The sequence below is a fragment of the Arcicella sp. GW821-FHT09D11 genome, assembly GCF_059416265.1.
Genome location: NZ_JBWKOV010000007.1, coordinates 42,782 through 62,480, shown reverse-complemented (window position 1 = coordinate 62,480; position 19,699 = coordinate 42,782). Strand labels below are relative to the sequence as shown.

Sequence of the window (19,699 nt, the reverse complement as noted above, 5' to 3'; positions counted from 1 at the left end):
TACATTTTATTGGGTTAATTTAAATACATCCTTTGCTATAAATTATTATTTGTGCATCGATAACTTCATATCTTGCATCTATTGTTTTACAAATCAAAAGTAGTTTTTCGAACAACGGTTCATCAGCCAACGAAGCCGTCAAATAACAATTCTTCATTACATCTTTATCAAACATTACTTTTAGTCCATATGATTCTTCTAACTTCTTAAATACATCTGCAATCGGTGCATGGTCAAACTCAAACAAGTTTTTTTGAATTGGCATCGCTAAAATCTCAGGGTTCTCTACTGTCGACCGTTGCATTCTTTTATCTACCTCATCAAAAACCACTTGCTGATTTGGCGTAAGTACTAAACCATCTAATTGTGTTTGGGTTTGTTGTTTATTCAGGTTTTCTTCTGTTCTTTCAAATACCGATACCCTACCCGTTTTTACAATAACTTTTACTTTTTTAGAGATTTTATCACTTTTAACCGAAAAGCTTGTTCCTAATACTTTAGTCACTAAATCATTGGCAAACACATAAAATGGTTTTTGTGGGTCTTTGGCAATTTCAAAAAATGCCTCTCCTTCTAAATATACCTCTCTCTTTTCCTTAGCAAAGGTTTTTGGATAACTAATCTTACTTTCATTTTGCAGGATTACAATGCTACCGTCTGCCAATGCTACTGTTATTTGATGCCCTGTGGAATTTTCTTTTTCTATCAAATCATTATTGACTAATTCTGATTCAGTTGAATGGAATAACATATCACCATACCGCATACTTCCTGTTTGTTTCACAAACCACCAAAATCCGCCTAATAACATGGCCACAGATGCCGCTACATAGAAAAACCGTCTTGTGAATAAAAATGTCTTCAATTTTGATTGAACCTCGTCTTTTTCATCTAGTTTTAATTCAAGTTTTTCTAATTCTTCTTGTAATTCATCATCTGATATTTGATTAAAGGCATTTGTAATTGATAATAATATATTTTTGCTATTTTCAATGTCTTCTCTTTTCTCTGGATTATTGTCTATCCAATTCTCCCAAAATATTGTATCGTAATCATTTCCTTCCAACACCCATCTCCTGAATGACGCGTCAGAAGCAAAATCTTCTGGTCTATAGTTTTTATAATGCTGCATAGGAATTATTGCACTTTATTTGGTTTCATGATAAAGATGTAGAAGTGTAAATGAGATACCCTTTTTATTAAATAATATTTTAAATTATTTATAATATGTTGTTTGCTAGCCTTAAAGGCTCGATTACATATTATATTAGCACAATAGCATTGGGTCCACAATGAACCCAATGCTATTGTGCTAATACCAATACTACAAGTGAGACAATTTGAATGTCTTTACATATATCTTAATATTATTATTTATTTCAAGGCTTTTTCCTTTATAAGGTTGTTTTTTAATGTTTTTCAGGCTACCCAAGATAAAAACACATCAGTACCGATATTTAAAAGAGACAATTTGAATGCATAAGCGAGATAAATTGAATGGATTTCAATACTGAAAGATATTACAAGTGAGACTTTTTGAATGTATCTTTTACAAATCTGAAGCGAAACAAATGATTACAAAGAGAGACAAATTGAATTAATTTTAAGTAGTTCAGATGACCAATAAAATAATGAAGCGAGACAATTTGAATGAATATATAAGTATTTGCTAGTCAACAAACTGAGACTTTTTGAATGTATTTCAGGTAAATTTTATTAACTCAAACAGAGACAAATTGAATTAATACAGGTGTTTTAATTAATCATTTTTGTTTAATCAACAGAGACATTTTGAATTAATTAAAGTGTATTTTAATAGTCAAATTATGCTAAGAAACGAGACAATTTGAATTAATTTTAAAAATTAGAGGAAACGTTTTAGACCACTAAAGAGCGACAATTTGAATTAATTTTGAATCTATTTAGTGATTATATAAAAAATGTTAACGCCTAGTCCAATCCCAACAAATATTTATGCTTAAAACCCATTAAAAAATTAGCATGATTATTTTAAAGTTAAAAAGCATGCCTTTTGGGGCTTAAAGCCTTGTTTTAAGTAAAAAACTTTTTAAATAAATATAAAAAATAAAAAATCATCAATTTAGATTCCTTTGTTGTTTTTATTTTTTTAATATATTTTAAATATTTAATGATTCATAACATGTTGATTTTTAATGTTTTATATCACTATAGTGAGACAAATTGAATGCACATTAGAGACAATTTGAATGTGCAAGTGAGACAAATTGAATGCAGACTAGAGACAATCTGAATGTACAAGTGAGACAAATTGAATGCAGACTAGAGACAAATTGAATGTTTAGTGTCAGATAGTGCATAAATATATATTTTAAGAATTTTGTTGGTTATCATTGAAGTGTTAAATTGCAAGAGATTATTACAATTTAGAAGTCTCTTTCCTCTGTTGATATCTATGTTTCAGTGTAGCTATGGGAAATAAAAAAACGGATAAAGTTGCTAATGCAATGGCAGCCGTATCGCAATCACCCTTCAAGTTAGTAAAAAGTAATCCTGTAATCAATGCTCGATATGATTTGAGTACGATACAGGTTAAAATACTTTTGCACATGATTTCTAAGATAGATCATACCAAAGATAGACTAGATACCATCACTATTTCTGTACAAGAGTTTAAGAAAATAACAGGAATCAGTACAACAGCCATTTATTCAAGGATTAATATTGAATTAGATAATTTTCTAAAAAAAACCATTTATAACAAATTTGATGGTGGTTTAATTAATACTACTATCATAGCAGGTTATACTTATAACAATGGTCTTGGAAAGTTTAATATAGACTTTTCACCTACGTTAACGCCTTATTTATTACAACTCAAGACTAATTTCACTGTCATTGACATTCGGTCACTTTTACAATTAAAAAGTATTTATGCCATCAGATTTTATGAATTTTGTAAAGAATCTGAAAGACTAGGCACATTTAAATTTGAAGTTGAAAAGCTAAAGGATATTCTGGGGTTGGGTGACCGTTATGCTAAATATACCGATTTTAGAAAAAGAGTAATTAATGTAGCCCAAAAAGAATTGCAGGAAACTAGCGATTTGTATTTTACTTACGAAGAAAAGAAAAAAGCTAATACGGTAGTATTGTTGGTTTTTACGATTCATAGAAATGATAATGTAGCCGTACCAAACGATGATAGTAGTATCATAGAAGCTACTTTCGAAGTTGTAAATGAACATAAAAAGAAGACGGCTGAAAATAAAGAACTCAGCGAAATTTTGAAATTAATTGGAGAATATGGAGCATCAGAGGATTTGATTCTGAAATGGTTGCAAGTATATCCATTTGAAACAATCAAAGAAGCAATTGCTTATGTTTTTGCAGAAGCAAAAGGAGGGAAGGCTATCCGAAATACAGTTGGCTACATTATCCAATTACTCGAAGACGACAAATTTGCTGAATTATTAAAAGAAAAAGAGACAAAACAAAAAGAGGAAAGAGAGAAAAAAAGAAAAGCACATTTAGAAAAAGCCCGAGAAGAAGGCTTGAACATGAATGTATTTAATCTTAAAAAGAAATATCATACCTATTGTCAGAATAGGATTATTGAGTTGATGCAAACGGATGAAAATTGTTATGAATATGTGGTCAATAAGTTAAGTACTTCATTAGAGACTCAATTCTCTTTTGAATCGTTTAAAAAATATTATAGCAATACCGTTTCGATTGAGAATATTATTCAATACTTAGACATTAATCCATCTTTTAATGGAGCTATTATTTCAATTGTAGAAAGCGCTTATAAGCAGCAGATTCATGCCCATCCTGACGCAGTAGCCTTACAAAAAGAGGGAAAGAAAATAGGGATAAATCTTTTGTAAAAACGATTGAATTCAGCACGATTTATCATCATCTTCTCTCATGAACGTATATTTAAATACGTTATACTAATCTTTGTTTTTATTCCTAATCATTCAGAATGAATGATGAATTCATTACGTTTAAGCAAGTTTTCAGGAAATGTATCATTTAATTAGATTATTATACATTTTTTTGTTGCATATTTGTTACATAAATAATAGATTTGTAACAAATATGTGATAAAATCCTAAATCATTTAGAAATGCTTACACAAGAAAATGCTTTAAAATTCTTTAGACATAATCCTGCGTTGTCGATAGCAGGGATAGAAAAAGAAGCATCCTTACCTTCAGGTACATTAAGACAGGCAGTGGCTGGAAATCGTAAATTAAATGAAAACCATTTAGTTGCTTTAGAAGGGGTTCTGATGAAATACGGTTACTCTAAAGATTTATACCAAAAAGCCAGAGTAGTTTCCGTAGTAAACCATAAAGGTGGGGTAGGTAAAACTACCACAGTTTCTTGTTTAGGCGAAGCCATGGCCAACAAAGGTTTTAAGGTATTGATGATTGATTTAGACCCACAAGGGAATTTATCGCAAATCTTAGGGATTGAAAACCCAGAGGTACAGGTAGCAGATTCATTAATTAATGATGCCGAATTTCCAGTAGTTCAGATACAAGAAAATCTATATCTTTCGCCTTCTGACATCGATTTAGCCAAAGCAGAATACGAATTAATATTATTGACAGGAGGAGATTTGCGTTTAAAAAACCGTATTATTCCTTTACTGAGCGAGTTTGACTATGTTTTAATTGATTGTCCACCTTCCTTGGGCAAACTTACTGTATCAGCCATGTATGCTTCTGACGCTTGTTTGGTGACAATGCTTCCCGAAATGGCGGCAATGAAAGGGGTGAATACATTATTGGATAAAGTACATGATGTAAAGAAAAACCTGAATCCGATGTTGGATATAGACGGCTTGGTTTTTACGATGGTAAAGAAGAATTCGGTGCATGATAATATCAAAGAAGCCGTTCGAGAAAATTTACCAATTAGAATTTTCAAAACAGAAATCAAACATTTGGTTGATTTTCAGAAAGCACAGGTAATGTTGAACACTATCTCAAAATTTTCTGGAACTTCAGAAGCTGCCAGATTGTATGCTGATTTCTGTAATGAATACATTGAATACCTTCAATTGGTTAAATAAGAGGAAAGATGAAAAAACTAGATTTAGGAAAAGCCATTGCTGCGACAACAAAAAGTACGTTTGTTAATAATAAATTGATATCTGACGAACAAGTAAAAAAGAACATTGAAATTCTGGAAGAACTAAGGGTATTTATTCCTCCTTTGGGAGCGGAAGAATTTTCTTTGTTAGAACAAAATATCATCAAAAATGGCTGTCGGGATGCTTTGACTCTTTGGGAAACTAAACGAAGTGCGATTGAAGCAGGAGCAGTATATCCCGATGAACCGATTTATGTGTTGGTTGATGGACATAACCGTTTTCAGATTTGTAAAAAGAATAATTTAAATTTCAGTGTACAACTCATGCCTTTCAACTCCAAAGAGGAAGTGAAAGATTACATGATTGATTTACAACTGGGAAGAAGAAACCTGAGTCCAGAACAAGTATCATATTTCAGAGGGTTAAGATTTTTGAATGAAAAAACAGGTCCAGGTAAGTATGACAGAACTGGGCATTGGGTCCACAATGAACCCAATGCTACTACGCCAGAAAAAGGTAGAACGGTTGAGAAATTAGCGAAAGAATATAAGGTCGGAACTTCTACCATTAAAAGAGATGGTCAATTTGCAGAAGGATTATCTAAAATTGAACCTGCATTGAGAAATGAAATTTTGACTGGTAAAAGAAAAATTGACAAAAAGGTTATTCAAACACTGGGAAGAATTACGGATGATATTGACTCTATTACTACCATAGCAGATATTGAAAAAGTGGTTGAAGCAAGCGGTTTAGGAAATAAACCATCCACTAAAAACAGTAAGCAGGAGATAAGCTATGATGGCTTAAGTGTGTGGACAAATAACCTTGCTGAACAAACAGAAAAAGTATATACAACCAGAAGCAAAGAAGACTTTGATGACCTTAAAAGATTATTGGATGAATACGGTACTTTTTTAGGTATTCTATAATTCACTTTTGAATAAAGGGGTAGGAGAGAGGGTAAGCTTCTGGACTATTTCCTACAAAAAAACTGATGTAAATTACATCAGTTTTTTTGTAGGAGTACCTATCAACTATATCATTTTTGTATTAATATGTATTCAGGAATAAGAATCAGCTACGAAAGACTTTTTAATTCAGCAGATTTTGATAATTTTTGTAACTCAATTCAACATTACACTTTTTAATGTGTTAAAAATATGAACTACGTAGTAATGAAAGGTAGTACAAGTCAAGGGGGAAATATGCTTTCAGAAAAAGAGATAAGACAAATTAATGGTGATGCGAATAGGTTAAATCATTCGTTGAGTCCTGAGATGCATGAAAAACTTAATAAAATTTTAGCTGATGAAGAAGTAGCCAATTTCTTTTATGCTAAACTTTATACTACTGCGTTACAACTACTTTTTAACACAACTAAAATTAGCGAAGACAGGAATACACCTCTGAAAATGCAAGATGTATTAGAGCCACTTGGAATAAAATATTTTCAATACAAAGCATTGTTGCAAGGCAAAGGGAAAGCAAGTACCTTGAATCAACTAATCCATGCCTTGGCTTTGCAGGGAATTGAATATAGTAAATTATTACATTCTGAAGCATTGATTGAAATGGCCGATGATTATATGACACACATATTAGGGAAGTAAAACTATTTATAACTACCTCAATTACTACATTAGTACGAATCCTCTCTTTTGGCATACCACATTTCCTGTATTATTTAGCTAAATACTTTCAAAAAATAGGGTATGTAGTCCTTCCTTTTCCTTCTTTATTCAAATTTATTAGATTAAGTAAATATTTAATGTTTGTTATTGAAGAATGCTTAATCGATTTAGCTCTCAAAATAAAATCACTAAATCAAACGAGCTAGACTAATTAGCTAAAGTCTGGTGTCATAACTAATGAAAAATATATTCGCAGTCCTAATTCTTTTCTTTACATCATGTTATCAATTAGTAGCAAGCTCAGAAACTTTATTTGAAAATATAGGCAAAGGAGATTTCTCTGATTGGAAGGGCGTATCAGGGGTTGATAAAGATGGTGCTGTTGCGCTAACAAACAACACTATTACATATCGTTATCTCGATGGCAAACGCTACAACAAAGGATTTAGGAGAATAGACGAAGGCGTAAAAAACTATACACCTTATTATGGCATTAGGTTTTGGATATATTTAGAAAAAGACGACCATACAAGCCTGCAAATTACCTTAAGTACCGCCAACTATAACAAAGACTATCTAATGCCCGAAATACAGGCAAATGTTGCTATTAATAATAAGGGTTGGCAACAAATAATAATTCCCTTCAAAAGCTTTGGCATAAAAACTGCCCAAAGACAAGCCTTTTTACAGGCTGTTAAAGAGGTTAGTATTAAACAAACAAGCTCCAATAATCACCCAATACTTATTAAGCAAGTTCAGCTAACACAAGGAGAAGTATTAGCCGTTAGAACAGACATCAAAGGGAAATCTGGGGCGAAAGGGACAACTGTAAAGTATGAGTTGAATGTCGGAAATACAAGCGATAAAGTACAATCAGTAAATTTGAGTACAAACCAATATGGTTGGGAGTCGATGGTTACAAGCATTGAACCTGCTGAATTTGATTTGAAACCTGCTGAAAGTAAAACCTGTATAGTAACTGTCAAAATAGTGGATAGAGTGCCCCCAGGAGGAAGGGAAAAGCAAAATATTGTAGTAATGGCAAATGGAAGGCAATTGCCAGACGCAAGTATTGAGCTAATTACGGCATCAACATTGCCTAGTCCGAATATTCTCCATACTGCAGACCGCTGGCAAGTAGTGAGAGATAAAGTAATGAACTATGATTGGGCTAAAAAGGAAAAAGATAAATACATCCAATTAGCAGATAAATGGATAGTACCTGCATTGGCTACGGAACTGACTAACGATAATGCAGATAAAGGAATGCAGTTGTTTCAAACGCAGGAAGAATACAACTTAATGGCATCTGGCATAGCTTATCAGTTGACGGGAGATAGAAAGTATGCTGAAAATATAGCTGTTTTTATGCGTCGATTGAGCGACCCAATCAAGGGATATGCAAGCACATTCAGAGGATGTCATCAATCATTTGTACAAGAAGGGCATTTTTTCCAACATATTGCCATGGCTTATGATATGGTCAAGACAGCCAATGTATTTAGCCCGACAGATGAACAAAACATTGAACATACCTTTCGATTATTTATTGAAACCGTGCAACTAGATATGCGTCAAGGTGCTATTAATAACTGGAAACTGAGTGAGATGTGCGGTGCATTATATTGCGCCTTGGCTATTCAGGATTGGCATTTGGTGGAAGATATATTTTATAGCCCAAGTGCTATCGTTGATCATCTTGCTCATGGCGTGATGAATGATGGTTGGTGGTACGAGTGTTCTGTCGGATATAATGTTTGGTGCGCAACTGAGTTTTCGCAAGTTGCATTGGCATTAGCACCTTGGGGTATTAATTTCAAAGATATGCAAATCCCTATCGGGACTACACCCTATTATTCATTAATGCCAGGGGCTATTAAAGGCACAGGGAAAAATGGAATAAATTATGACAAGTGGGGACCGATTAAAAAGAATAGTATTTGCCTAAAAGATATGTGGGATGCCATCCCAAAATTTGCTGATTATAGAGGCGTCATGTTTGGCGTAAACGATGCACAGGAAACAATGGTGGGTGGCGAAGGATATGACCTTGCCTATTACCTCTTTCATGACCCAGAATATGCCGCTATCGTAAAGCGAGGTACGACCAGAGATTTATTGTATGGTGTCGCCGACCTTCCAGAAACTAATTCGGTATTAGATAAGCAATCTGCTTATGCAGATAACATGGGCATTGTGATGCTACGTTCTCAAAAAGAAGGTCGTCCAATAAATGAGCAAATACAAGCATCTCTGCATTATGGTACACATGGTGGTGCTCATGGGCATTTTGATAGAACAGGATTGTTAAGCATGTCTCGGTATGGTCGTAGCTTTTTTAATCCCGAAATGGTTTGGTATGGTTACCCGTCGTATATGTACAAATTTTATGTTCAGACTTCTCTGACTAAAAATATGGTAGTGGTTGACCAGAAGATGCAAGAGGCAACCGAAAGTTTCCAAAAACTTTTTTATACTGGGAAAATAATGCAGGCTAGTCTGGTAGAAACCAACTCTCGTTGGAGTAATCCGCCCTATGGAGGAATGGTTTATGATTGGGCAGGGAATATATCTTTTGCTGAAAAAACGTGGCAGGAAGGACAATCCATTTTTGTGCCTCAAAAAACACCTGAATATGGACAAGTAACTGGACATACTGAACCTATCCAACAACAGCGTCTGATGGTGATGACTGATGACTATATCGTATTGGCAGATTATCTGAAAGGAGAACAAGAACATACCTACGACTGTCTTTTTCAAATGAAAGGTTTTCAGGGTCTAGAAGCCACGAATAAAAAGTTGGTAAGACATGATGCTCAAATGAATACTGACCCACTGGGAAGTGCTCAGTTTATTACTGATTGTAATTGGTGGACTGTCAATGGGACATCTAAAGCTAGCTTTTTTACTTGTTGGGGTAAAGATTGCGACAATGGAGGTACAAGAGTTCCTTATAGTGTTGACGGTGATTTGAAAATAGATGTTTTTTCTGCTTGGCCACAACAAAAAGAATTGATGATTGGTACTGCTGCTGAGGCACATCCTGTGGCTAAACAAGTTCATTTTGCTATTCGCTCAGCAGGAAAAACCTTGCAAGAAGGTAAAACAGGAACGTGGGTATTAGGAGCCGTAGAGATTAACCAAGCGATAAATAATATTACGGCATTAGAATTAATTACAACAACTTCTTCCGATAAAACGAATACACTTTTTTGGGGAAATGCCCGCATCGTCCTGACAAATGGGAAAGAAATACCGATTTCATCTTTACCACACAAAAAGAAGAATATACAAAAACCAGCACAGGAAGGAAAAGATTATTATGGAGGTCCTATAAAAATTGCAGGGAATGTTATACAAACGGCTTTACCAGCTATGCCAACTAGTGTTAAAGATACTGCCATTATTGTAGTAGACCTATCAGGCGTAAAAGCAGTTGCCTTTAAAGCTACTTTAGGAGGAGATTACCCTTTGGGAAATGAAGATGCGAGACGCAAAACGTATTCCTCAAGAAGTAAGGGGAAAGAAGCCAATTTTATCACGGTTATAGAGCCTTATGAAAAACAATCCGTTATCAAGAAAGTAGAGGCCTTGACGAGCAACAAAGTACGTGTAGCACTTAAAGACGGTCGGGTGCAAGAAATAACGATAGACGGTTTTAATGGAAATAATCCAAAAATAAATATCGTGGAAATGCTAAATGATAGGGTATTGAGAACGGAAACTAGTAATTAAACACTCTAATAAGTCCGATTTTAAAAATAATCATCAAGAATGAAAAATGTATTCATACTGATTTTGTGCATCATTTCTTTCACGGTCAAAGCACAGGTTTGGCAATGGTCTGTTCAAGTGCAAGGGATGATTCATCCTGAAACAAATAGCAATCCACAAGCTTTTCTTTGGATTCCTGAGAACTGTAAGCAGGTAAAAGGTGTAATACTTTGTATGCATAATATGGTGGAAGAAGGAATGCTTGAAAATGCCAACTTCCGAAAAACGATGGCTGAAATTGGCTTTGCAGAAGTATGGGTAACACCGGGATTAGACATCACTTTCGATTTCCATAAAGGCACACAAAATCGTTTTCAAACCATGATGAACGATTTAGCTGAGGCATCGGGATACACGGAATTAGCTACTGCACCAATTGTACCTATGGGGCATTCAGCCATGGCAAGTTACCCTTGGAATTTTGGCGCTTGGAATCCAAACCGTACTTTGGCAATGGTATCAATTCATGGAGATACACCTTTGACGAATCTAACGGGTAGTGGTCGACCAAATCCTGATTGGGGAAATCGCACTATTGAGGGTGTTCCTGGATTATTTGTCATGGGAGAATTTGAATGGTGGGAAAACAGACTAAAGCCTGGATTTGATTATGTTGCCAAATACCCAAAGACACCCATTTCATTTTTCGCCGATGCTGGTCATGGACATTTTGATTATAGCAATGCGATGGTCGAATATGTAGCGATGTTTATCAAAAAAGCAGCTAAGTATCGCTTGCCCAAAAACAATGGTAAAATGCTTATTCCAATAGACCCAGCCCAAGGTTGGTTGATGGATAGATGGCGGAAAGATAGTCTTGCCATAGCGAAACCTAATGTATATACGCGATATCAAGGAAATCATAAGGAAGCATCTTGGTGTTTTGATAGGGAAATGGCAGAAAAAACCGAAGAATTTTATGCTAAAGCACGCAACAAGAAGAATCAATATATTGGGTTTGTACAAAATGGAGCTGTTTTAAAGCCAGTTAAAACCCATGCTAACTATCAGTTGAAATTTATGCCTTTGGCAGATGGCATTAGTTTCAGATTGAATGCCTTTTTCGCCGATACGTCTAAAATAAAGCCTGTCACTGACTTTGCTACGACCAAACTCATCATTGACCGTATTTGTGGACCAGTAAAAAAACTAGACGATTCCACCTTTCAATTGAATTTTTATAGAATGGGGTTTAATAATCCCAAACGAAGTAATGATATTTGGTTATTAGCTCATAATGAGGGAGATGCAAAATATAAATCTGCTGTTCAACAACTAGATATGCGTTTTCCTTTGAAAAATACTGAAGGCATTTCACAGAAAATTGACTTCAAGCATATCGATAACCAAAAGCTTGGTGTGAAAAGTATGGTGTTGAAGGCTACTGCAAACAGCAATTTACCAGTAGAGTTTTATATAAAAGAAGGGCCAGCGTATATTCAAGACAGGCACATCATTTTTACTAAAATTCCCCCTAAAACTAAACTGCCAATGAAAGTAACAGTTATTGCTTGGCAATACGGCATTGTTGGAAAAGTACAAACTGCTGAACCCGTTGAACAAATTTTTTATATAGAAAAATAAGAGGCAATATACCTCAAGTATTGCTAGAGCTTATAAATACGTCAATCGTTAAAAAACTAGAGAATGAAATATCCTCAATCGTTAATATTCAGTTTAATAATTTGTCTATTATCAAATATTACTTTAGGCCAAATAGCCTTACCGAAGCATTATCCTCAGGGGTATCCACGTATACAGGATGATACATTAAGAAACCCGACGAGTAAATTAAAAGTTGAGGTAGATATGTATGTGAATCGTCATCAAAGCGATAGTAGTTGGATAGTTTCTCGCTTACAAATGTATTGGAAAACCAAATCCACAGAAGTATTTATCAAAGGAGGCGTATATGACCATGCCGAAGGAACGGCTCCAGTACCAACAGTAAGGTTTCCCGGTGCCAGAGATAATACAACCATATTTGGAGCACCAAAACTTGAAGATATTCAGCCTTATATGGATGATGCCAGAGGCGTACTTTTGGTAAACCGTTCGAAACCTGAGCAACCATTAGAATGGGCAGATATTTCAAAAACAGGAAGAACACTAGAAGCTATCAATACTAATATTATGCGGATAGCGGCTTCGGCAAGCACATTGTATCGCAGAACAGGAGAAGAAAAGTATGCACGACTTGCTTTTGATTTATTCGATACTTATATGACGGGTATGTATTATCGCAAAGAACCTCATGATTTAAGCAATGGGCATCATCAAACAATCACAGGTTTATCAACTTTTGAGGTCATCCAAGAAACGGCAATGTTGATCAATCTGACTAAGATTTATGATAATATATTCAATTACGTTAGTAAAAAAACACCCAAAAAGCTTACAATTTATTCAGACACCTTTAGAAAATGGGCTGATTTGCAGATTAAAAATGGAGTAGCCTATAATAACTGGGATTTAATTCAAGCCAAGAATATTCTTGAAATAGCTTTTATCTTGGATGAAAATAAAGGCTATAACGATGCCAAGGGAAGTCAATATTATTTGAATCAAGTATTAAATGTTGACTCTGAACGTCAATGGTCAATTGCTAAAGTCTTGAAATTAGGGTATGATGAAAACACAGGTATTTGGAATGAATCTCCAGGCTATTCTGCGGGTGTTTTACACGATTTTGTTGGTTTTGTAGATTGGTTTGATAACCACTATGACTATGATATTTTACCCGAATTACCAGTTATCGAAAAAGCCGTTTTAGCAGAAGCACAATATCTTTTTCCAAATGGTTATACTACTGCTTTTGGCGACTCTCATTATCATGCTGTAAGTCTTGAAGCTGCCGAAAGAATGTTAGAAAATGCTAAAAAATATAATAAGCGAACTGCTAACGTAAAAGCTTATTCAACATTTATTCAAGCATTGAGCAAGCATAAAGCTATGGCAGGCTTGAATCATAATAATGAAAGTAAGGGAACGACCATTAACAATGCTGACATTAGCACTTTTGCTACGCCCATTTTCTCAGCACCATCGGTTAGTTACTTTGCTCAACGGAATGGCATGAATCCTAAGAATGGCTTGATGGTGGCAATGGCAGGGTCTAAGGGAAATCATATGCATGCCAATGGAATTTCGATGGAGATTTACGGTAAAGGAATTATTCTGGGGCCAGAGAGTGGGATAGGGACAAGTTACTTTCAACAAGATTACGCTGAATATTATTCTCAATTTCCTGCCCATAATACGGTCGCAGTTGATGGTATCTCGGCTTATCCAGTCATGAAAAGTAATCATGGTTTTGATGTGCTTAGTTCATATCCTGCTTCAAATCAGAAGGACGGCTATTTTAGTCCAGTTACTTTTGGTGAATTATATTTTTTAGAACCCGAATCTCAATCAGACCAAAATCGCTTAACGAGTATTATCCGTACGAGCGATTCTACGGCTTATTATGTTGATATTTTTCGTTCAAAAAAGCAAAAGGGTGGCGATAAAATGCACGATTATTTTTATCATAACTTAGGGCAGGAACTGGTATTATCTTCTACTAAAGGAATTCCATTAACGCTGACTGAAACGCCTAAATTATCTTTTGCAGGAGGACATCTATTTGCCTATGATTATTTCTGGAATAAAAAATCGATAACGACGTCTGAAGATTTTAATGCTACGTTCAAACTAAAAGTGAAAGACCGTGAAGATGTGTTGATGAATGTATGGATGAAAGGTTCGCTCAATCGTGAAATCTTCTCGGTAAAAGCCCCACCAGCTAAAACATTTAGAGGCAACGTGATGATTCCAGATAGCATTGCAGCTTTATCGATGCCAACTTTAGTGGCTCGCCAGTCGGGTGAGGCTTGGAATCAACCCTTTGTAGCTGTTTATGAGCCGTCAACTTCAAAATCTCCTCGTTCAATTAAATCTATTGAAAGTTTTACCCCTAATAATACTCCTACTGATTTTGTAGGTTTAACGATTGAGAGTAATACAGGGGCTAAGGAATTGGTATTCTCCAATGCAGCAGGAAAGGCTGTGACGTATGGAAATATTAAAACTGAAGCCGTTTATGCGGTTGTAAGTACAAAGGCAGAAGGGTTGAATTATATGTTTTTAGGAAAAGGAAAGCAAATCACCTATCAAACCTATAGTATTAAAGCTAAAGAATTAACCACGGCAGTTTTAGAAAAGAAAGGTAGTCAACTATTCTTTTCAGCAGAAAAACCTGTAGAACTAAGTATTCCAGAATCGATAGGAAAAACGAATATAAGTTTAACACAGCAGGGAAAAGTATTGCTAATTCAAGGAAAAAAAGGAATAGAAAACGGTAAAAAAGTTATGGTTTTTCAGATGCCTTCCTGTAATTATGGTGAGATTTTGATAAAGTAAATTGTTTTTTATCCCTGCAAATTCAAAATGTCATTTTGAATTTGCAGGGATAAAATTATTATAAATCAAGAAAACACTATAAAATGCAAAGAAGAGATTTTATCCAAAATAGTATTGTTCCTTCGGAAGGAACATTGATTATATTATAATTACACTTTGATTGAACAAGTATAAAATATTAAATTTCAATGAGATTGATTGTTTAATTAGAAAAGTATATTGTTTTGTATTAATATGGAGGATTATAAACCATTTATTAAAAATAGATAATTGAAATGAATACACTTGACTTATTTCGCCTTGATGGCAAAATTGCATTAGTGACAGGTTGCAAAAAAGGAATTGGCAAAGCAATGGCTTTGGCTTTAGCAGAAGCAGGTGCTGATATTATTGGCGTTTCGGCTTCGTTAGAGCTTTCAGGAAGTCAGGTAGAAAAAGAAGTAACCGCTATTGGTAGAAAATTCAAGGCATATCAATGTGATTTTTCAGACAGAACAGCACTTTATGCATTTATCAGTCAAGTAAAAACAGATTATCCCCTCATAGATATTCTGATAAATAATGCAGGAACAATTTTAAGGAATCCAGCCGCTGAGCATTCAGATGAATATTGGGATAATGTACTGAGCATTAACTTAGATGCGCAATTTATCTTAACCCGCGAGATAGGTAAAATGATGATTGCTCAAGGGAAAGGAAAAATAGTATTTACGGCTTCATTATTAACTTTTCAAGGCGGTATTAATGTACCTGGTTATGCTGCTAGCAAAGGAGCGATTGGTAGTTTGGTAAAAGCCTTTGCCAATGAATGGGCATCAAAAGGCATAAATGTAAATGCCATTGCGCCAGGCTACATTGCCACAGATAATACAGAAGCTTTGCGTGGAGATGAAAACAGATCAAAAGGGATATTGGATAGAATTCCAGCAGGACGTTGGGGAGAAACAGAAGATTTCAAAGGAGCGACTGTTTTCCTTTGCTCAGACGCTTCAAATTATGTGCAAGGGACAATCCTAACGGTAGATGGCGGTTGGATGGGCAGATAATTTCCTAATCACTTTTATAATAATTGCTAAAACGTCTTTTTAAAAGGCTTTTTTTTATGGCCAATTGTTTATGTATCAATAATATACAATAATAATATTCGGAATATTTTGTATAATGTGTTGAAAGTGAGATAGATATGTTTTTAAATGCGATTTGTGATAAAAAAGTGATTAAAAATAAGGGTAAGTACATGAGAGTCTTTGTTTTATTCCAAGATATATTTATACTTATTTTATGAATAAGTAGTATGTTTTATTGATTTTGGCGTTAAATACTCCAGACTATTCAAAATTATCATGCTATTACCATCATTTTTATCTAATATCCAATTAAGAAACATGAAAAGAAAACTATTATTTTTTGCCTTTTTTTTAATGGCAAATCTTTCAATGGCTCAATTAAAACTTCAGCAATTGAAAACAGAAAATCGAGTGAATCCTATCGGTATTGATGCAGAAAAACCACGATTTAGTTGGATACTTAGCACCGACAAAAAAAATGTGCTACAAACGGCCTATGAAATTCAGGTAAAGAAAGGCAAAGAAACTATTTGGTCGAGTGGAAAAGTAACTTCGTCATCTTCCATTTTTAATAATTATGGAGGTGCTCAATTACCTTCAAACACACGGTTTATTTGGCAGGTACGTGCTTGGGATAACCAAGGACAAACGTCAGAATGGGCAACAGCTAGCTTTCAAACAGCTTTAAACAAAACAGACTGGAAGGCTAAATGGATCAACTCGGGCTTTGCAAATGATACTGTAAATGGCGTAGTACCGATGTTTAGAAAAAGCTTTGAAACGAAGAAGAAAATTACGAATGCTACCGCTTTTGTAACCGCGCGAGGATTGTACGAAATTCAATTCAATGGCAAAAGAATGGGCGATGCTTATTTAGCCCCCGGTTGGACTAGTTATAACAAACACCTTCAATATCAAGCTTATGATGTCACCAATTTACTAAATGTGGGCAAAAATGCTATTGGTGCTACCTTGGGGAGTGGTTGGTATAGAACACGTTTGGCGTGGGTACATCAACAAAATATTTATGGGAAAGAAACGGCTTTGCTTTTCCAGTTGGAGTTAACTTATGCTGATGGTTCAAAAGAAACTGTTATTTCAGATAATTCATGGAAAGTAGCTGAAAGCGACATTCTTTATGCTGAAATTTATAATGGCGAAACAATTGATGCTCGTAAAAGAGTGGCTAACTGGGCAAGTGTAGGTTTTAATGATAATAATTGGAAAAATGCTGTTGAAAAGACTTTCCCGATAGATTATATCAATGCTTCTGTGAATGAACCTATCAAAAAGCATGAGAGCTTCAAACCAGTAAAAGTATTTAAGGCGACGAATGGCGAGACAATTTTAGATTTTGGACAAAACCTTGTAGGCTGGGTAACACTTACTGCTCAAGGAAAAGCGGGGGATAAAATTACACTTTCTCATTTTGAGATGATGGATAAATTGGGTAATCCATATTTTACTAACCTTCGTTCAGCTAAGGCACAAGCTACTTATATTCTGAGTGGTAACGGCAAAGATTTCTTCGAGCCACATTTTACTTTCTTTGGCTTTAGGTATGTTAGGGTAGAGGGCATTGAAGGAAAAATTAATCCAGAAGATTTTACCGCTTATGCTCTTTACTCGGACATGGAACAAACAGGAAGCTTTGAAACGTCAAATGCTTTGGTAAACCAATTACAGAAAAACATACAATGGGGACAAAAAGGAAATTTTTTGGATGTGCCGACAGACTGTCCGCAACGTGATGAGCGTTTGGGTTGGACGGGCGATGCAGAGGTATTTTCAAGAACAGCCTCTTATAATTTTAATGCCAATCAGTTTTTTGCTAAATGGTTGAAAGATGTAACCGCAGACCAATATCCAAATGGTGCGGTACCACACGTTATTCCTGACGTACTGAAAGCTACTGGTTTTGGACAACCTATGCAAGCGGCAGGCTGGGGCGATGCAGGTATTATTATTCCATACAATGTTTTCGTAGCCTTTGGTGATAAGCAAGTATTAGAAGACCAGTATGCAACCATGAAAAAAAGCGTGGAGTATATACGTAAAGAAGCCAAAAACGATTTATGGAATACAGGTTTCCAGTTTGCAGACTGGCTGTCGTACCGTGTAGATGATTCTAAAGGAATGATTGGTATGAAATCGGCCATTACTGATAATTATTTAGTAGCCCAATGTTTTTATGCCTATAGTGTGCAATTGATGATTAATACTGCTAAGGTTTTAGGTAAAAACGATGATGTTAAAGACTATGAAAGTCTATTGGCTAAAGTGAAAAAACAATTTCAGAATGAATACATGACGACATCTGGAAGATTGATTTCTGAAACACAAACGGCTTATATCTTAGCATTACAATTTGATATGTTGCCAGAAGTACTTCGCCCACAAGCAGTAGAAAGATTAGTTAGCAATATCAAGTCTTATGACTATCATTTAACGACGGGTTTCTTAGGTACACCATTTTTGAATCCTGTATTGAGTCGTTTTGGCAGAAATGATGTAGCCTATAAATTACTTTTACAAGATACTTACCCTTCATGGTTATACCCGATTAAAACACATGGTGCTACAACCATTTGGGAACGTTGGGATAGTATGAAATCAGATAGTACTTTTCAAGACCCAGGAATGACATCCTTCAACCATTATGCTTACGGAGCCGTTGGCGATTGGATGTATAGAAATATTGCTGGCATTGATACCAAAGAATTTGAAGGAGCTGGTTATAAGGGTATTTCCATAAAACCTCAATTGGGCGGAGAATTAACCTATGCAAAAGGAAGTTTGAAGACCAATCACGGTTTAGTATCATCTGCTTGGAAAATTGAAAATGGTAAACTTTTATGGGATGTAGAAATCCCAGCAAACTCGACTGCCACGCTTACTTTTCCTACCAAGAAATTAGCTTCTATCATGGAAAATGGCACAAGCATCAAAGCCACCCAAAGCGGAACGCTTGATGTAGGCTCTGGGAAATATGCTTTTGTGATGGATATTGAATAAGAATAAATAATACTTAAAGGGCGTCTTTGTTTTGATTAACAAAGACGTCCTTTAAGTATTATTTCAAAATACCTTTATCAACAGCCTCATGAAGTTGATTTTCAGTATATTCCCAAATAGTAGTTGAGCCTTTTACTATCCCTTTTGTTTTTTCAATGACAGTGTCATAACTAACATTAAATTCTGCCCAAGTACCTCCATTATTTGACATATTTTGTAAAATAGGCTCCAGTCTGTCCATGGTTTTGGCAAATTTTGCTTCATTACTTTTGCCTTCTTCAAACTCTTGCCAGATACTGATAAATTCTTGTGCTTGGCTCTCAGGCAAGATGCCAAAAATGCGATGTGCGGCAATTAGCTCCTCTTCAGTATTTACATGATTTTTGGTAGTATCATACAAAAAAGTATCTCCCGCATCAATCTCAACGATATCATGGATTAACACCATTTTCAATACCTTTAGAATATCAATAGAAGCATTAGAATGTTCTGCTAAAATCAATACCATCATAGCCAAATGCCAACTATGTTCGGCATCGTTTTCATTTCTATTACTATTGAATAATTTGGTTTTACGTTGAATATATTTTAGCTTATCAATCTCTTTGATGAATTCGATTTGTTTTAATAATTGGTTTAATTGCATATTGATGTTCGTTTTATATTTTCTAATTTTAACTTTATAGGCTACAAAGAAAAAATAGGCTTTGCTTAGTTAAAAG

11 protein-coding genes are annotated in these 19,699 nt (G+C 35.0%); 9 read left to right on the top strand and 2 right to left on the bottom strand.

The window, feature by feature from the left end; all coding sequences use genetic code 11:
• Nucleotides 1–19 precede the first annotated feature (19 nt).
• Nucleotides 20–1,132, bottom strand: a complete 1,113-nt coding sequence (locus AC07N0_RS18300) for a FecR family protein (RefSeq protein ID WP_494590381.1) — start codon at nt 1,130–1,132, stop codon at nt 20–22.
• Between the two features lie 1,318 nt (nt 1,133–2,450).
• On the opposite strand from AC07N0_RS18300, the gene AC07N0_RS18295 reads away from it, so the two are divergent.
• The 9 genes from AC07N0_RS18295 (at nt 2,451) to AC07N0_RS18255 (ending at nt 18,977) form a co-directional block, all read left to right on the top strand.
• Nucleotides 2,451–3,869 carry a replication initiation protein gene (locus tag AC07N0_RS18295; protein WP_494590380.1) on the top strand — a complete coding sequence of 473 codons (1,419 nt, stop codon included), beginning with the start codon at nt 2,451–2,453 and terminating at the stop codon, nt 3,867–3,869.
• Between the two features lie 242 nt (nt 3,870–4,111).
• Nucleotides 4,112–5,065, top strand: coding sequence for a ParA family protein (locus AC07N0_RS18290; protein WP_494590378.1), 954 nt, complete (start codon nt 4,112–4,114; stop codon nt 5,063–5,065).
• An 8-nt stretch (nt 5,066–5,073) separates the two neighbouring features.
• Nucleotides 5,074–6,015 (top strand): ParB N-terminal domain-containing protein, encoded by a 942-nt coding sequence (locus tag AC07N0_RS18285; RefSeq protein ID WP_494590377.1) that lies wholly within the window; start codon nt 5,074–5,076, stop codon nt 6,013–6,015.
• A gap of 231 nt (nt 6,016–6,246) precedes the next feature.
• On the top strand, nt 6,247–6,696 hold the full coding sequence (locus AC07N0_RS18280) for a hypothetical protein (protein WP_309918438.1): 450 nt from the start codon (nt 6,247–6,249) through the stop codon (nt 6,694–6,696).
• Between the two features lie 258 nt (nt 6,697–6,954).
• Complete coding sequence (locus AC07N0_RS18275) at nt 6,955–10,455, top strand: hypothetical protein (RefSeq protein ID WP_494590375.1); 3,501 nt, start codon at nt 6,955–6,957, stop codon at nt 10,453–10,455.
• 39 nt (nt 10,456–10,494) lie between these two features.
• Nucleotides 10,495–12,078: a hypothetical protein gene (locus tag AC07N0_RS18270; protein WP_494590373.1), complete on the top strand. Its 1,584-nt coding sequence runs from the start codon at nt 10,495–10,497 to the stop codon at nt 12,076–12,078.
• A 63-nt stretch (nt 12,079–12,141) separates the two neighbouring features.
• Nucleotides 12,142–14,895, top strand: coding sequence for an endo-acting ulvan lysase-like protein (locus AC07N0_RS18265; RefSeq protein WP_494590372.1), 2,754 nt, complete (start codon nt 12,142–12,144; stop codon nt 14,893–14,895).
• A 275-nt stretch (nt 14,896–15,170) separates the two neighbouring features.
• Nucleotides 15,171–15,941, top strand: coding sequence for an SDR family oxidoreductase (locus AC07N0_RS18260; RefSeq protein WP_494590371.1), 771 nt, complete (start codon nt 15,171–15,173; stop codon nt 15,939–15,941).
• Between the two features lie 339 nt (nt 15,942–16,280).
• Nucleotides 16,281–18,977 carry a family 78 glycoside hydrolase catalytic domain gene (locus tag AC07N0_RS18255; RefSeq protein ID WP_494590370.1) on the top strand — a complete coding sequence of 899 codons (2,697 nt, stop codon included), beginning with the start codon at nt 16,281–16,283 and terminating at the stop codon, nt 18,975–18,977.
• 58 nt (nt 18,978–19,035) lie between these two features.
• Here the strand turns inward: AC07N0_RS18255 and AC07N0_RS18250 are convergent, their stop codons facing one another.
• Entirely contained in the window at nt 19,036–19,623 is a 588-nt protein-coding gene (locus AC07N0_RS18250) for an HD domain-containing protein (protein ID WP_494590369.1), read from the bottom strand.
• Nucleotides 19,624–19,699 lie beyond the last annotated feature (76 nt).

Excerpts from the sequence above, each read along its gene's own strand:
- AC07N0_RS18290 (WP_494590378.1), top strand. The coding sequence starts at position 4,112 with ATGCTTACACAAGAAAATGCTTTAAAATTCTTTAGACATAATCCTGCG.
- AC07N0_RS18265 (WP_494590372.1), top strand. The coding sequence starts at position 12,142 with ATGAAATATCCTCAATCGTTAATATTCAGTTTAATAATTTGTCTATTA.
- AC07N0_RS18285 (WP_494590377.1), top strand. The coding sequence starts at position 5,074 with ATGAAAAAACTAGATTTAGGAAAAGCCATTGCTGCGACAACAAAAAGT.
- AC07N0_RS18250 (WP_494590369.1), bottom strand. The coding sequence starts at position 19,623 with ATGCAATTAAACCAATTATTAAAACAAATCGAATTCATCAAAGAGATT.
- AC07N0_RS18300 (WP_494590381.1), bottom strand. The coding sequence starts at position 1,132 with ATGCAGCATTATAAAAACTATAGACCAGAAGATTTTGCTTCTGACGCG.
- AC07N0_RS18270 (WP_494590373.1), top strand. The coding sequence starts at position 10,495 with ATGAAAAATGTATTCATACTGATTTTGTGCATCATTTCTTTCACGGTC.
- AC07N0_RS18260 (WP_494590371.1), top strand. The coding sequence starts at position 15,171 with ATGAATACACTTGACTTATTTCGCCTTGATGGCAAAATTGCATTAGTG.
- AC07N0_RS18255 (WP_494590370.1), top strand. The coding sequence starts at position 16,281 with ATGAAAAGAAAACTATTATTTTTTGCCTTTTTTTTAATGGCAAATCTT.
- AC07N0_RS18280 (WP_309918438.1), top strand. The coding sequence starts at position 6,247 with ATGAACTACGTAGTAATGAAAGGTAGTACAAGTCAAGGGGGAAATATG.
- AC07N0_RS18295 (WP_494590380.1), top strand. The coding sequence starts at position 2,451 with ATGGGAAATAAAAAAACGGATAAAGTTGCTAATGCAATGGCAGCCGTA.
- AC07N0_RS18275 (WP_494590375.1), top strand. The coding sequence starts at position 6,955 with ATGAAAAATATATTCGCAGTCCTAATTCTTTTCTTTACATCATGTTAT.